Source organism: Streptomyces megasporus (assembly GCF_000718985.1).
Lineage (GTDB): Bacteria > Actinomycetota > Actinomycetes > Streptomycetales > Streptomycetaceae > Streptomyces > Streptomyces megasporus.
Genome location: NZ_JODL01000116.1, coordinates 1 through 381, shown reverse-complemented (window position 1 = coordinate 381; position 381 = coordinate 1). Strand labels below are relative to the sequence as shown.

The 381-nt window shown below is 76.9% G+C and carries 1 pseudogene; it reads left to right on the top strand.

What is annotated here, in order from left to right:
- A pseudogene (locus IF47_RS31850) lies at nt 1-135 on the top strand (class I SAM-dependent methyltransferase); the annotation flags it as partial.
- Nucleotides 136-381: the final 246 nt, after the last annotated feature.

The window sequence follows — 381 nt, the reverse complement described above, 5'->3', positions numbered from 1 at the left end:
CCGACGACGGTCACCGAGGTCTTCACCCCTCTGACCCGCGACCTGGATGTGACCCACATCGACGCCGATCGCACCCTGCCGGACTACGGCGACTCCGGGATGGTGCTGCTCACGGGGGTGGCAGAGCCGGTCTGACGACACCGGTCCGCCGAGCGGCCGGGGGTTCCCGTCGGCGATACCCACGCCCTGGGCGCACCCGGCTCCGCCGCCTGCGACGTCCGCCTGTCGGGCGCCCCGACGCGCCGCCGACGGCGCCCTGACGCCACCGACGCGGCCGGGCCGCCCGCCGGACCCCGTTCCTCCGGACAACGGCCCCGCCCGGGCACGGGTCAGGCGGGGCTCGGACGTCGCCGCCGCTCCCGGGCCCGGACAGTTCGGTGT